The organism is Calothrix sp. CBUCES-K 9914, from assembly GCF_059640475.1.
This window is the reverse complement of sequence record NZ_JBXXZH010000260.1, coordinates 1-12,402: the sequence shown is the minus strand read 5'-3', so window position 1 is coordinate 12,402 and position 12,402 is coordinate 1. Positions and strand designations below refer to the sequence as shown.

The following is a 12,402-nucleotide window of genomic DNA, read 5'->3' as shown; positions in this document are numbered from 1 at the left end:
AAATACTTATTGACGTAATAAGTTTTAGCTTAACTTGACGCCAATGGCATCCTTGCCCGCCCCTCACCATAGGACAGGCAGGGATGCCTGTTCCACAAGCTATAAATGTTTTATTTTGTAAAGAGCTATAAGACGAACCAACTAACAAGTGTTGTTGTTTTTCAGATGCAAAATTATCAAGGAGTGTATCATCTTCAGTAACTAGCTGGTTGGCATCTGGTACGTAGAAGCAATCGTCTTGTTCTTGTATTATAAGTTGCTCAACCATGATTTTACCCACAATTTAATAGCGCTACTTCAATATATAAAACTTAAATTTGAGTAGCGCACGGCTCAATTATACCCTAAGAAGGATTGTTTTAATTAGAATCTTTTATCAAGCTAAGTTGAAATAGTCAGGAAAAATCGATATGCAACGAGAACAACTTGGCAAATGGCTACTCGGCACCGCAGCACTTTCAACAATTATTGTTCCTATCTGTGTAGATGCGGTTATATTAGCTGATGGTCACATGAATAATCCTGCATGGCTACCACACGCAAAGTTACATTGTGCAATGTCATTTTTCGCTGCTGTATCATTAGGAGGCGCCGCATTAGCAATATTAAAAGTTCGCCCAGTAACTGATAAATTTTCAATGGGACTTGCGACATTTCTAAGCTGTACTTTTTATATTGGATTAATTGCAGCAGGATTTTGGCCTGGTACTTCCTACGGGTTTATTGGCGACCCAGTTCTTGGAGATTTTCCAGAACCACAAATAGGAGGAATCACGATTTATCCAAATGTTATAGCTAGCGTAATTACTATAGCTATTGCCATTACAGGTTACTGGTTAATAAATCAAGTTAATGAACCAGGTAAGACCAATCAAACTTTAGCAGTAAAAGATAGTTAATCGTTGAAGCGCTAATTAATTTATGTTTTAAAAGTTTCCAAATAGACTACAGTTTAAAATCCCCCCTAACCCCCCTTAATAAGGGGGGGAAAAGAGTATTTTTAGCCCCCTTACTAAGGGCTTACAAAGGTAGGTATTTTGGATTTGGTCGTTTTTTCCCTATTTCAGCGGGCGCCCAAACGCTGAAACAACGAAACCTCGTTTAGTAATTGAGAATTTTCTCAACTATTTGCTCGATTCAAAAAAACCTACCCTTGAAAGCTTACTAAGGGGGGTTGGGGGGATTAAACGCGCGGATTGCGTACTAAATATTATTTAATTACCATTAGTGATGACTTGCTGACATTTAGTTAAATAATTCTCGACCTCTGAATGTTGGGGAAACAAGCGTTTTACTAACTGGAATTTTTGTAATGCTTGCAAGTAACGCCCTTGGCTGTAAAGTTGTAATCCTTTGCGATATTCCTGGTTAACTAATCCTTGTTTGTTGGTAATGTTTGCAGAGTCAAGAAATTCTTGAATTGTATCGCTAGTAAAAATAAAGGTAAAATTATCGTCGGGACCAAAGGTTACTAAACCGATAACTTCGCCTTGCTCATTGAGAACGGGGGCACCGGAATTTCCTTTAGGTACAGGAGCGGTAATTTGTATGACAGGTGTACCGTCTTTCAGGTTTTTCTTGGCAGAAACCTGACCGCTAGTAAAGCTAGCTTCATAGAAAGATTTTTCGTTAAAGAAGGGTAAATCTTCTACTAACCCTGGATACCCTACTACCGTTACTGAGTCTAAAAGTTTCACTTGGTTAGATTCTGCGAGTTTAAGGGTAGGGGCATTGATAAGATTAACTTTGATTATGGAAACATCTTTGCCTTTACCTGCAACGGCGCCTGAATTAATTATCTCAAAAGGTAGCTGTTCTTGATTTGGTAAGTATACTAACTGAATTGGTTTGGTTTCAATCCACTTTAATTCGGCTTCGACATTTTCTAGTGTTTGTCCGTCAGCTTCAAGTTTTGCTGCTAAATCTTTCTGAAAAACTTGCTGGCAATTTTCTGTGTTGGTAACATGGGCATTCGTGGCAATATAACCGTTAGGATTGACAAAGAAGCCAGAACCGTGACCTGTTATTGTTTCCAAGTCATATATTTTGCCATTTATTGGTGAATAAACTTTAGCTTTACAACCAACAACAACTCGAACTACCGATGGTTTAACATCTTCTGCGACTAAGTTGGCTTGTGATAGTTTTTTGGGTTGGCTGGAATTGATTTGTAAGGGTTGCTGGGAAATATCAGTTGTTTGAGATTTGACTGGTAAAATAGGGAATGCGGCGGAAAGTAAAGCAGAGAGAATTACAAGAGATTTGAATTGTTTCTGTATTTTGGGCAGCATGATATTATTTCCTTAATTTTCGATGTATTCGTTAAATAGTCTTGTGGCTTGATTTTAGATTGGTGAAACGATTAAATTTATTTGGTTGTATTGATTGGAAAGTTTGAACTCAAGGAATAGTGTAGAAACGCAGTATATTCTCATGCTTAAGAGGACGTTTGAAAAGTTATCTTTAATACACAATCCTTCATCTAATCCCCCCTGACCCCCCTTAATAAGGGGGGAAAAAGAGGTATTTAAGCCCTCTTATTAAGGGGGTTGGGGGATTTTTCAAGGTCATAGCTTAATTTTATACTTTTTAAACAACCTCTAAGAACTATTTTGAGTGCGTTTTTACAATTACTTGCCACTCAAATGATTTATTTGATGATTATGGCATCAACCGGAAGGAGTTAAAAAACTTTCTAGTATCACTAAGTTGAGGATTTTCATTGCCTCCAACTAAGAGCATATACATCCGTTGGTTAACAATAAAAACTCTACCCGTCAAAGTCATTCCTTCTTTTTCATCCCACAGTTTAATTTCTCTACCTGGATACGCACCTAAAGTCAGATTTTGCTGACTTAATAATTTTTTCCCATCCTCTAGCATTCCTTCTACCACAGAGTCTAGTAATTCACTTGAGGAAACCTGAGTCAAATCAGTTTTAAAGTCAGCATAGCTAACCATGAACACATTTTGTTCATGAATACTCATATACATTTTTGTGGACTTAACACCTGAATGCATCTCACCTTTATCTGGCGCCATCTCCGAAATTTCTTCACTTGGCATGAGAATAGAGAATTTACCTTCATCTGGAGAAAATGTCTTCCACTCTGGTGCTGTAGCAACCTCAGTTGATGTGGGTAATTGGGTTATATTTATATTTTGGCTACTTCTGGCGTCAACTTTGGAACTATTGAATGTTGCGGCTGATACAAAAACCAAAGCTGCTAGAAGTAATGTGTTGAATTTGCTGATTGTTTGTAACATAAGATTGTTGGTTGAACTCGACAACCTCAATGTCACCTACACCTATCGGACTTATACCCTGAGAAATTCGCGTAATTAACGACTTTTATTGAGTTATCTATTGATTTACTAAAAGTTCTGAAAATATTGGCGATATAGCTTGCAGCGTATTGTTACGTCGTCATTTAATAGATTTACCAAACCGAGGGCTTTTAATTTATACCTGACTGCATCACTGAATTTACCTGGACTAGTAGTACTTACAATCTCTTTCATCGCGGCGCCTAATTCCTGTTGCTCTGTTAAAATTAATCCAAGATGGCGTAAATGATTGCTGAAAATTCCTGCTCCAGTGGGTGCAGTTTCCAATAGATGAGCTAAGGTTATCTCATGGCGAGCTATTTTATACAAAGACAGACGTACTAAGAAAGGATGTCCTCCAATCATGTCTCTCAATTGCTGGACTTCTGTATTGCTCCATTCCAATTGATGGCGCCTTGCTAAATCTAGCATTTGTTCGGGGGTAAATTCTAGTAATTCCACTGGTAAACCCACGTTAAATGGCGATTGGTTGATATTCATCGGTATATAAGCTTCAGTGGAATGTACTATGACCAATCGTAGTTTTTGCCAAATTTCTTGCTGACTTCCTTCTTGATGCATAATCCGCAGAAGTCCAAAAAAGTCTTTATAAATTCCTGGGTATTCAAATAATATCTCTACCTCTTCCAGTGCCAAAGTCAAGGGTTGGTTGAGTTGAGGAAGCAGATATCGCTCGAAGTAATCTTTTACAGCTACCTTACCACCAAAGCTTTGAGCAATTTTCCAATGTGCATCTAGTTTATTTAGTAGTTCTGTGCCTAATGCTTGATTATCTTTGGACAATTCTAAAATGATGCGATCGCAAACCCAGCGTAAAAATGTACTTAAATTGCTGAAAAATTCCTTCTCCCCTAGCTCAAAGTTGATAATCACCGTAGCGTCACCCTGGTTTTTCGCTTGTTGAATAATCCGTGCGAGTAGGGAAGATTTCCCCATTTTCTGGGGAGCTTTAATACAAATGAGGGAAGCAGGTTTGCGAATTTCCTCAAAACAGTACTTTTCTACAGGGGGACGCTCAACATAAAAACTCGAAGTTGCAGCTAATTGTCCATCTGGATATTCTAGAACCCTGGTTGGCGCCGGGGTTGGTGGTGTTGAGGCTTCCTCTAAATCCTCAAAATCGCTATTTTCTGTTTCATCTGCTTTTTTGCGCGCGGGGGGAGCACCAATACTTCGCCAGTCTTCTATACCCAAAGCAGCACAAATCTTAACAAAGATAGGACGGTCAACAGGTTGCCTCTGAAAAAACTTGCTCACCGTACTTTGGGCTATTTGTAAATGGTCAGCTAAATCTTGTTGACTAAAGTATTGCCCATCCAAGCGGGCTAGAACTTTTTCTTTGCACTTCTCATCGCGTACTACTACTGAGCGAGGCATGGCTAATTATAAAATTGCTACAAAGTTTAGCTTAAAGGAAAAGCCTTTTTGTTGTAAAGTCAATAATAAGTCGATGACAAGTCAATCAGTACTCGATATTCTCTTGCCCTAAATCAGGTAGTATGGCTGTTTAATAAAAACTCACTATGATTTTTATTCTTTGAGAAAATAAATTATGACAGGAGATTATGAGTACAAAGTCGGTGGCGGTTTACCAGAAAATGCCCCCAGTTACGTAGTTAGAAAAGCCGACACAGAATTTTATCAGTTGCTGAAAGCGGGGGAGTTTTGTTTTGTATTTAACTCCCGGCAAATGGGTAAAACCAGCTTGCTCAACCGAACAATGAAACGATTGCAAGAGGAAGGGTTCGCTTGTGCCAAGATTGATTTGAATGAAATTGGTAGCGATGAAAGCAACCCCGAACAATGGTATGCGGGTATCGCATATACGTTGGTGACGAAACTGAAAATTTTGGAAGCACCAGAAGATTTATTGACTTGGTGGAATGAACGCATCAATTTATCTCCCGTGCAGCGATTTGGATTATTATTAGAAGAGCTAATGCTGCCAAAAGTCAATAGCAATATTATTATTTTTATTGATGAGATTGATAGTATTCTCAGTTTAAAATTCCGCTCCAATGATTTTTTCGCCCTAATTAGAAGTTGCTATGAGAAGCGTACTTTAAATGCAGAATATAACCGTTTGACTTTCGCTTTACTTGGTGTTGCTACTCCTAGCGATTTGATTGACGACAAAAAACGAACACCTTTTAATATTGGTCGCGCGATTCAACTAAATGGTTTTAAAGAAGAAGAAATCCAACCCTTAGCGAAAGGATTAAAGGGTAAGGTAAGCAATATCCAAGAAGTAATGAAAGGTGTTTTAGGTTGGACTGGTGGACAACCTTTTTTGACACAGAAAGTTTGTAAGTTGCTTTTGCAAGAATTATCATCTATATACTCAAATACGTACTCAAAACGTTATACTCCAGAACCTAACGCTTTAGATTGGGTAGGTAAAATTGTCAGAAAGAAAATAATTAATAATTGGGAATCATTAGATGAACCACCACATTTAAGAACAATACGGGAAAGGGTTGTTATTGATTATAGATTCGCTGGTAGTTTGTTGGGTTTGTATCAGCAAATTTTAGTATACGGCGTAATTGAGATTGATGATAGTCCGGAACAAATCCAATTACGTTTAACCGGATTGGTAGTAGAGGAAAATAGTCAGCTAAAAGTTTATAATTTGATTTATCAGTCTGTTTTTGACTCAGAATGGGTAGGCAAAGAATTAGAAAAACTCCGCCCCTACGCTGAAAGTTTTAACGCCTGGATAGATAGTAATTATCAAGATGAGTCGCGTTTATTGCGAGGAAAAGCTCTAGAACAAGCACTTAATTGGGCTGAGGGTAAAAGATTAAGTAATGATGATTATAAATTTTTAGATGCTAGTCGGGAATTAGAGAAAAGGTCAATACAGCGTCAATTGAAAGCGCAAGAAGAAGCTAATGAATTTCTACTCGAAGCTAGACAACAAGCGGAAATAGCTTTAGAAGAAGAGAAACAAGCTAGTCAGCGTTTATTGGAAGCGCGACAGGAAGAGGAAAAAGTTAAGCAGCGTTTGTTAAAAACACAGAAAAATACAAGAAAAGCTTTAAATAAAGAAAGGGAAGCCAAGCAGCGTTTATTAGAAGCACAAAATAATACCGAAATCACTTTAGAAGAAGAAAGAAAAGCCAATCAGCTTTTGGTACAAACACAACAGAATCTTGAAAATACTATTATTGAAGAAAAGATAGTAAATAAACGGCTAACCAAACTACAGAAAAGAACAAAACGAGTATTGCTGATTGGAGCATTCGGATTAATTATCATGGCAATGCTAGCAGGGACATGGTTCAATATTGCCAGAGAAAGGAGTATAGCAGCATCTTTAGAATTAGAGGGTGCGCTTGTACAGAAGCAATTTGAAAATGACCCATTAGGAGCATTGCCAAGAGCCATGAAAATTGCTCGACAACTACAAAAACAAGTCAGCAATAGTCGCCCGTTAGAAAAATATCCTGCTCTAAATCCAATGTTAGCTTTACAAAGTATCTTAGTTAATATTAAAGAGCAGAATCGGTTTTTTGATTATTCAGTTAACCAAGTAATATTTAGTCCTAATCGTCAGTATTTTGCAACAGCAGGAACAGCAGTAGCGTTATGGGATAGCAAAGGAAAAAAGCTTGCTGAGTTTCATGGTAAAAAATTCGATGAGACATCCACATGTATAGGTAGTTGTATTTTTTTAGATGTGAGTTTTAGTCATGACAGCAACCAAATTGCAGCAGCACAAAGTGATGGTTCAATAGTGTTACTGAAAATATCCGGGCAAAAGCTTGTGAAATTTAAGGAGTTTAAAGCACATTTCGATGTTGCTGGTAGTGTCAGTTTTAGCCCTGATGGCAAGCTACTCGCCACTGCATCTCGAAAAGAGAACAAAGCATTTTTATGGAACTTATCAGGAGAAAAAATTGCTGAATTTAAAGGTCATACTAACATTATTAATAATATTAGTTTTAGTCCAAATGGTCAATTCATTGCAACTGCTAGTTTTGACAACACAGCACGCTTATGGAACCTTTCTGGAAAGATAATTACCGAATTTAAAGGGCATGAAAATAGAGTAAATGATGTTACTTTTAGTCCAAATAGTGAGCTGTTAGTAACTGCTAGTAGTGATAACACAGCACGACTATGGAATTTATCTGGACAGGAAATTGCAAAATTAAAAGGAGGACTTCACAGTATATTTAGTGTAAATTTTAGTCCTGATGCTCAAAAAATTGTCACTGGAGGAGGTGATGGAAAGGTTCACTTATGGAATTTATCTGGGCAACAACTAAGTGAATTAAAAGTGAGTCCATATCTTGTGACTAGTACAACTTTTAGCCCCAATGGTAAGCAACTTGTCACAGCCGGGAGTGATGATGTAATAAGGTTATTTGACTTATTAGGAACAGACACAACGAACGAATTTGACTTGCTTACAGACAGAACTATCAATTTTATGTTTAATCCACAAATTATTGATAGTGTAATCTTTAGTCATGATGGTAAATTCATTGCAACAACTGAAGATGGAATGATGAGGATATGGAACTTATCTGGACAAAAATTTGCCGAAATAAAATAACCTGATAATTCTGTCGATTATGCTAGTTTTAGCCCTGATGGCAAGTTCATTGCAACAGCAGAACGAAAGGGATTTAATTTTATAAAATTGACCGTATGGGATTTGGCAACACAGCCGTTAAAAAAAATTACAGAATTTCAGTATCATGTGAGTATGAATTATATAAATCCTATAATTTTTAGTCCCGATGGTAAGCTACTTGTGACACCAGGAACAGATGAACAGAATAATCAAACAGTACAGTTAAGAGATTTATCAGGTAATATTGTTACTGAGTTTAAGATTGAATTTTCGGCTGCCAGGATGAATTTTAGTAGTGATGGCAAACAAATAGTAGTTTTTGGTGACACTCTAGGTGCAGACCAAACTAGCTTGAAGCCTTATAATTATGAGATAGTACAGTTCTGGAAATTATCAGGGGAAAAAGTCGGTGAATTCAAAGTACCTAAGAAGCAATCAGTGATGGATATTAGTAATAATTTTGAGAATGCAGTAATTGCTACTACCATCACCGATGGAGCAGACAAAGACTACGGTAAAGTTTGGTTGTGGAAACTATCTGGAGATAAACTTGCCGAATTTCAGCCATATCAAGGCTTCGTTAAGACTGCAGGTTTTAGTCCTAATGGTAAGATAGTTGCAACATCAGGAATTGATAGCACAATTAAGTTATGGAATCTTAATGGAAGGCAAGTTGGTGAATTTAAATTAGGTCAAAATAGCAGCAAATTAAAAACCAGAGATGGTGCAGACAATAGACCTCGAAATGATATTAACTCGATGAGTTTTAGTCCTGACGGCAAAGTGCTTGCTGCTGCATGTAATGATGGGATGATACGTTTATTTGTAATTGATAACCTCGAAGAAATGTTAGAGAGAGGTTGTAAGTGGTTGGATGATTACCTTGCGACTCGTCCTGATGTGCGAAAAGAAATTTGCCCTTAATTTTGGGCTCTTCCGTACATAGCGTGCTAAATCTGTTGGTAAATTAGCTTGGAATCATTGCTATGCTTATGTTACAGCCATTAGTGCTTTTAAAAAAATCAAATTACTAAAATTTTAACTATAAGTACCTGTAAGCCTTCATTTTAAAGGAAAATTATCGATTTTAATTAAAATTTAGCACGCTATGTACGGAAGAACCTTTGGCACGAGCGTTTGGGAATGGCGCCGGATGAAATAGTGTCACAACACCCAAGCATAAGTTTAGCAGATGTGTATGCAGCATTGACTTACTACCATGATAATTTAGAAGAAATTAGGGCTTCTATAAGGGAAGACGAAAACTTTGCAAAGCAAATGCAAACACAAACATATTCTAAACTTCAACAAAAGATAGGAAATCGAGATGTCGGAAACAATTCAATTTCATATTGATGAGAATGTTACCAATATTGTTGCTACTCATTAACCCGCATATTTATCTGACTCAATTCCTCGCGCACAACTCGCCGTAAAATTTCCTCTAAAGGTTCCCGACGCTGTTGCACGTATTCACGCAAGGCATTATTTATCAAAGTCTGATAGTTTCCACCACCAGCAAGATGAACTTGTTCGCGGAACCACGCCAAAATATCATCATCTAAGCGAATTGTAATCCTTGTTTTACCTTCGCTTGTAGGCTCAATAGCTCCACGTTTACCTTGACTAAAATCATACTCAGTATCCATGATTTATTCCTCTTCCTCATACTGCTGACGTTCTCTTCTAGTTGCTTTACGAGCAGATATTAACCGAATACAATTTTCACCTCTCCACGTATAAACAACAACTAAAATTCTACCCAAAGCATCCATTCCAATCGTCACAAACCTCTCCTCATCTGGATGTTCATCCATCACAGTGATAGCAAAATCATCTGCAAACACAGATACTGCATCCGCTTGCGTCAATACCATGTTTTTGGCTATTAGACTAAGCTTTGTTAGTACCCCATTCATACTCCATAAGCTATTGTAGTATGCACAGTTGTACACAGTCTAATTTTTCTGTGTTTGAATAGTCAAGCTTTTGCTTTTATCTTGTTAGTAATGTGTGATTGAATATGCTTTATACCCAAATTCTTGAAGAATGGGAAGGGAAATTAGGCGCCTGAGTAATGTAAGTAATATGTAAAGCAAGCTGTTCAGATTCAGCCATTAAGAATATTGTCTATTGTAAAGTCAGTATTATTAAGTTTGTTATAGTGAGCAATTACTTCTTCTACAGAATAAGACTCTCCATCACTTTCTGCTACCGCGCGTTGAAAGTCTAATACATATGAAGCATCTTCTAACGCTTCCAGACGCTTTAAGTACCCATAGCTGATCAATGCTGCAACTTGCTGACCATCTGACTCAATGACTACACGTTCTTGACCTTCAGCCACAAGGGCAAGTACTTCTGCAAACCTTTGTTGCGCTTCTACTGCTTCCAACTTTGTCATTTGAACCTTTGTTGAGTTTGGGTTTTAAGATAGCTTAAGTCTTACTATCAGCCTATTTTCTCCAATAGTGCTTCATTGATAACCGTTTGGGAACCTACCCCTCGTTTTTCTGCTTCTTCCTTCGCCCAGGCTATGATTTTAGGATGAAATCTGATAGAAATCGGTTCATACTTTTCCTCTTCATCCTTAGTAGGTCGTCCGCGCTTCCTCGGCGTAATTCCAAACTGATGGGCGATCGCATCTCTAAATTTTTGGTTTTCTTCAGGTGTAACTCGTCTTGCTCTGTCAAAAGGAAACTCAGATTCCTGACCCATATTGTTGACACTCCCGAGTTGTAGCTTTTCTTGCACTAATTATCCTAAGAAAGCTCACCTCGCATGGTAAAAACAACCACAACAATTGAGCCATTTTCCGCTTCACCAATTGCCCATTCCCTTTCTTCTCCCTGAGAATGACTAAAGTCTGCCGTAAACACGAGATAAGGGTCGGCAAAAACTGTTACAGCTTCCTCGAATTGAATGCCATGTTTCAAAAAATTCGACTTGGCTTTATTCTCGTCCCACTCAAAGCGCATTTATAGTATATACCAAAAATATTTGCCTTTGCTATCCTACAACTACTTGGGTTTTGGGATGAAGCGCATCTGTTAAGAGCAACATAAAAACCGCATTTAATATATTTTGTTCTACATAGTTCCCTTTATTGGTGCCAGATGGTAAAACAGTTGCAACTGTTTTAGGCTTGCCTGAATTATATATCGGAGAGATGCTCGAACTGAGCTTCCCCCTGTATACTTAATTTAACTTAGTAGAAAAACACTTAGTGGTATGCTTCTTGTTTGCCAGTATTCTTCAGCAGCGTGTAAGATGTCTAGTGCTGTTTGCCAGTTATTAGGGTCAGCTTGTGCGAATACATCCGGACGTTCGTATATTAGGACATATTCTTCAGCAGGAGACCATGTTAAATCTGTAATACATTCTTCAAAAGCATCCCAGTTCATTCCAAAGTACAAAGGGAATTTCATGGCTTCAGCAGCTTTTGCTAAAAAAGTTTCTTTGTTATAAATTTCTCTTCCATCTAGGTAAAAAACTTGAATGCCTCGCTCAGATAAGGCTTCACGAACTTTTTCTACTGCTTGTTTCCGGTTAGCCGCAACCTCTGGTTTAGGGAGAGATGTCATAAAAGGTACATATTGGTTCATTTAGACGCTCCGTTTATTTAAGGCTATTTAAATAATCTCTTTAAAACTATTGTAATGGTCGGGTGTGTAGTATAATTCTCCATTCTTCCCAGTTATGAGGCGCCGATTACCTCTATTAGCCGCTCCTGGAGTTTCTACTGTATATTCTCGGTAGTATCCCAGAGGTTGTGTTGGTAATAAACCTTCACGATTTTTAAATTCAGCACCATCTTTAGGGTAAGTAAATGGACCACCTTTCGCTATTAAATTAACAGTCGTTTGAACTTCAGGAGGTAATTGACTAATGCCAACCTGTGGTATAACCATAATTTATTTTATCTGTTCTGACACTGCCCTGGCTCTTTTTTCATTATGTTTAGATATAAAAGTACTACCTATTGCTTGTAAATAGTGAAGATGCCACTATTTTAAGTGTCACATATAAAAAATATGTTTTTTTATTATCTTTGCTTTTGCCTCTTACAAAAACCATGAAACTATTGTGCCTGTAGGTCGAAAGAAAGCTAGTCTTGAAAGCAGCTTCTGCTTTTCTCTTAAATAAAGAATTTTGACGCAGCCTGCTAATTGCTAACTATACATAGGGTTTATATGTGAAAGACAATATCCCTCTTACTAGCGAGCAAGAGGGATTTTTTATGATTACTGTATAATTGGATTTCTAGAGTTTTAGACTATGCGTAGACAAAAATTTCTTGTGAATCTCGGTACATGACGGACGGAGAGAGTCAACCTTCTAAAGCCTGCATAACAATATGTGGAGCTTTCTCAATAACACGGAGATACGACCGCGTTGCCGTATCGGGATATTTAGCCCCTTGTTCCCAATCCCGTAATGTGCCTAAAGGAACATGAAACTTCATTGCG

At 37.7% G+C, this 12,402-nt stretch carries 14 protein-coding genes and 1 pseudogene; 4 read left to right on the top strand and 11 right to left on the bottom strand.

What is annotated here, in order from left to right; all coding sequences use genetic code 11:
• A pseudogene (locus AC2JBO_RS36600) lies at positions 1-268 on the bottom strand (hypothetical protein); the annotation flags it as partial.
• A 142-nt stretch (positions 269-410) separates the two neighbouring features.
• On the opposite strand from AC2JBO_RS36600, the gene AC2JBO_RS36595 reads away from it, so the two are divergent.
• Complete coding sequence (locus tag AC2JBO_RS36595; RefSeq protein WP_496958547.1) at positions 411-899, top strand: hypothetical protein; 489 nt, start codon at positions 411-413, stop codon at positions 897-899.
• Between the two features lie 315 nt (positions 900-1,214).
• On the opposite strand, the gene AC2JBO_RS36590 is transcribed toward AC2JBO_RS36595, so the two are convergent.
• The 3 genes from AC2JBO_RS36590 to AC2JBO_RS36580 all read right to left on the bottom strand — a co-directional run bounded on the left by AC2JBO_RS36590 (position 1,215) and on the right by AC2JBO_RS36580 (position 4,725).
• Positions 1,215-2,291 (bottom strand): S1 family peptidase, encoded by a 1,077-nt coding sequence (locus tag AC2JBO_RS36590; RefSeq protein WP_496958546.1) that lies wholly within the window; start codon positions 2,289-2,291, stop codon positions 1,215-1,217.
• Between the two features lie 370 nt (positions 2,292-2,661).
• Entirely contained in the window at positions 2,662-3,267 is a 606-nt protein-coding gene (locus AC2JBO_RS36585) for a hypothetical protein (protein ID WP_496958545.1), read from the bottom strand.
• Positions 3,268-3,375: 108 nt separating this feature from the next.
• A complete protein-coding gene (locus AC2JBO_RS36580; RefSeq protein WP_496958544.1) occupies positions 3,376-4,725 on the bottom strand; it encodes an AAA-like domain-containing protein in 1,350 nt (449 codons plus the stop codon).
• Between the two features lie 175 nt (positions 4,726-4,900).
• Here AC2JBO_RS36580 and AC2JBO_RS36575 point away from each other — a divergent pair, with 175 nt between their 5' ends.
• From AC2JBO_RS36575 to AC2JBO_RS36565, 3 genes are all read left to right on the top strand, one after another.
• Positions 4,901-7,912, top strand: coding sequence for an AAA-like domain-containing protein (locus AC2JBO_RS36575; protein WP_496958543.1), 3,012 nt, complete (start codon positions 4,901-4,903; stop codon positions 7,910-7,912).
• Between the two features lie 153 nt (positions 7,913-8,065).
• Entirely contained in the window at positions 8,066-8,857 is a 792-nt protein-coding gene (locus AC2JBO_RS36570; protein WP_496958542.1) for a WD40 repeat domain-containing protein, read from the top strand.
• A gap of 213 nt (positions 8,858-9,070) precedes the next feature.
• Complete coding sequence (locus tag AC2JBO_RS36565) at positions 9,071-9,289, top strand: DUF433 domain-containing protein (RefSeq protein ID WP_496958541.1); 219 nt, start codon at positions 9,071-9,073, stop codon at positions 9,287-9,289.
• Between the two features lie 23 nt (positions 9,290-9,312).
• Here AC2JBO_RS36565 and AC2JBO_RS36560 read toward each other — a convergent pair whose 3' ends face one another.
• The 7 genes from AC2JBO_RS36560 to AC2JBO_RS36530 all read right to left on the bottom strand — a co-directional run bounded on the left by AC2JBO_RS36560 (position 9,313) and on the right by AC2JBO_RS36530 (position 11,844).
• Entirely contained in the window at positions 9,313-9,582 is a 270-nt protein-coding gene (locus tag AC2JBO_RS36560; protein WP_496958540.1) for a BrnA antitoxin family protein, read from the bottom strand.
• Between the two features lie 3 nt (positions 9,583-9,585).
• The gene (locus AC2JBO_RS36555) at positions 9,586-9,810 is read right to left on the bottom strand and encodes a BrnT family toxin (protein WP_496958539.1); all 225 of its coding nucleotides are present in this window, start codon (positions 9,808-9,810) and stop codon (positions 9,586-9,588) included.
• Between the two features lie 233 nt (positions 9,811-10,043).
• Positions 10,044-10,337 (bottom strand): type II toxin-antitoxin system Phd/YefM family antitoxin, encoded by a 294-nt coding sequence (locus tag AC2JBO_RS36550; RefSeq protein WP_496958538.1) that lies wholly within the window; start codon positions 10,335-10,337, stop codon positions 10,044-10,046.
• A 47-nt stretch (positions 10,338-10,384) separates the two neighbouring features.
• Positions 10,385-10,651: a BrnA antitoxin family protein gene (locus tag AC2JBO_RS36545; protein ID WP_496958537.1), complete on the bottom strand. Its 267-nt coding sequence runs from the start codon at positions 10,649-10,651 to the stop codon at positions 10,385-10,387.
• A 44-nt stretch (positions 10,652-10,695) separates the two neighbouring features.
• Complete coding sequence (locus AC2JBO_RS36540) at positions 10,696-10,911, bottom strand: BrnT family toxin (protein ID WP_496958536.1); 216 nt, start codon at positions 10,909-10,911, stop codon at positions 10,696-10,698.
• Positions 10,912-11,136: 225 nt separating this feature from the next.
• A complete protein-coding gene (locus AC2JBO_RS36535) occupies positions 11,137-11,538 on the bottom strand; it encodes a barstar family protein (RefSeq protein WP_496958535.1) in 402 nt (133 codons plus the stop codon).
• 27 nt (positions 11,539-11,565) lie between these two features.
• Positions 11,566-11,844 carry a guanyl-specific ribonuclease gene (locus AC2JBO_RS36530; RefSeq protein WP_496958534.1) on the bottom strand — a complete coding sequence of 93 codons (279 nt, stop codon included), beginning with the start codon at positions 11,842-11,844 and terminating at the stop codon, positions 11,566-11,568.
• Positions 11,845-12,402 lie beyond the last annotated feature (558 nt).

What these genes read in the sequence shown, in the direction of transcription:
- AC2JBO_RS36595 (WP_496958547.1), top strand. Translation starts at nt 411, where the DNA reads ATGCAACGAGAACAACTTGGCAAATGGCTACTCGGCACCGCAGCACTT.
- AC2JBO_RS36590 (WP_496958546.1), bottom strand. Translation starts at nt 2,291, where the DNA reads ATGCTGCCCAAAATACAGAAACAATTCAAATCTCTTGTAATTCTCTCT.
- AC2JBO_RS36585 (WP_496958545.1), bottom strand. Translation starts at nt 3,267, where the DNA reads ATGTTACAAACAATCAGCAAATTCAACACATTACTTCTAGCAGCTTTG.
- AC2JBO_RS36580 (WP_496958544.1), bottom strand. Translation starts at nt 4,725, where the DNA reads ATGCCTCGCTCAGTAGTAGTACGCGATGAGAAGTGCAAAGAAAAAGTT.
- AC2JBO_RS36575 (WP_496958543.1), top strand. Translation starts at nt 4,901, where the DNA reads ATGACAGGAGATTATGAGTACAAAGTCGGTGGCGGTTTACCAGAAAAT.
- AC2JBO_RS36570 (WP_496958542.1), top strand. Translation starts at nt 8,066, where the DNA reads ATGAATTATATAAATCCTATAATTTTTAGTCCCGATGGTAAGCTACTT.
- AC2JBO_RS36560 (WP_496958540.1), bottom strand. Translation starts at nt 9,582, where the DNA reads ATGGATACTGAGTATGATTTTAGTCAAGGTAAACGTGGAGCTATTGAG.
- AC2JBO_RS36555 (WP_496958539.1), bottom strand. Translation starts at nt 9,810, where the DNA reads ATGGTATTGACGCAAGCGGATGCAGTATCTGTGTTTGCAGATGATTTT.
- AC2JBO_RS36550 (WP_496958538.1), bottom strand. Translation starts at nt 10,337, where the DNA reads ATGACAAAGTTGGAAGCAGTAGAAGCGCAACAAAGGTTTGCAGAAGTA.
- AC2JBO_RS36545 (WP_496958537.1), bottom strand. Translation starts at nt 10,651, where the DNA reads ATGGGTCAGGAATCTGAGTTTCCTTTTGACAGAGCAAGACGAGTTACA.
- AC2JBO_RS36540 (WP_496958536.1), bottom strand. Translation starts at nt 10,911, where the DNA reads ATGCGCTTTGAGTGGGACGAGAATAAAGCCAAGTCGAATTTTTTGAAA.
- AC2JBO_RS36535 (WP_496958535.1), bottom strand. Translation starts at nt 11,538, where the DNA reads ATGAACCAATATGTACCTTTTATGACATCTCTCCCTAAACCAGAGGTT.
- AC2JBO_RS36530 (WP_496958534.1), bottom strand. Translation starts at nt 11,844, where the DNA reads ATGGTTATACCACAGGTTGGCATTAGTCAATTACCTCCTGAAGTTCAA.